Genomic DNA, 1,019 nt, shown 5'->3' on the forward strand with positions numbered 1-1,019 from the left:
CGTTTGCATACTGTAAGGCAGACAGCAGGAGGCTGTATGAAGATGACAGGCACAAGCACCACCGACTTCCTGAAAAGGATGTCTGAACAACGTGCCCATGAACGCGAATTGGCGTGGGAAGGGACCTTTGCCGACTATCTCGACATGGTCATTAAGAACCCGCGCATCGCCGACCTTGCCCACGCTCGTATCTACAATATGATCTTGGATGCCGGCGTTGAGGAGATCGGCGATAACCAGCGCCGTTACAAGTTTTTTGAGAACGAGCTTTACGGGCTAGATCGAACCCTGCAACTCCTTGTGGAGGAGTACTTTAGCCCGGCCGCACGGCGCCTCGATATTCGCAAACGCATTCTTATGTTGGTTGGCCCGGTGGGCGGCGGAAAATCTACTTTGGTCACCCTCATCAAACGCGGCTTGGAGCGCTATAGCAAAACCCCCAATGGCGCCATCTATGCCATTAAAGGCTGCCCCATGCATGAGGAACCACTCCATCTTATTCCAGAAGACCTGCGCCCCCAGTTTAAGCAGGAGTTCGGAGTGCATATCGAAGGGGACCTCTGCCCTGTCTGCCGCTATCGCCTCGATAACGAGTGGGGCACCGACTACCATAAAGTCCCTGTGGAACGCATCTTCTTCTCGGAGCGAGACCGGGTGGGCATCGGCACCTTCAAACCCGCCGACCCGAAAAGCCAAGATGTGGCCGAGCTTACCGGCAGCGTGAACATTCAAGCCCTCACCGAGTATGGCCGTGAATCGGACCCCCGCGCCTACAACTTCGATGGCGAACTGAACATCGCTAACCGCGGGGTCATGGAGTTCATCGAGATGCTTAAGGCCGAAAAGCGCTTCCTCTATGAACTTAACACCGTTGCCGGAGAGCAGACCATTAAGGCGAGTCGCTTTGCACTCATCTACTGCGATGTGGCCGTCATCGCCCACACCAACGAGTACGAGTACAACTCTTACTTCTCCAATAAAGAGAACGAGGCGATGATAGACCGCATCTTCGTTGTGAA

The 1,019-nt window shown here is 54.6% G+C and carries 1 pseudogene; it reads left to right on the forward strand.

Going from position 1 to position 1,019, the window contains the following annotated elements:
* Window positions 1–36 precede the first annotated feature (36 nt).
* Window positions 37–1,019, forward strand: a pseudogene (locus VKV18_RS14000) (protein prkA); the annotation flags it as partial.

Origin of the sequence: Chthonomonas sp. (genome assembly GCF_035294505.1) — a bacterium.
Classification (GTDB): domain Bacteria; phylum Armatimonadota; class Chthonomonadetes; order Chthonomonadales; family Chthonomonadaceae; genus Chthonomonas.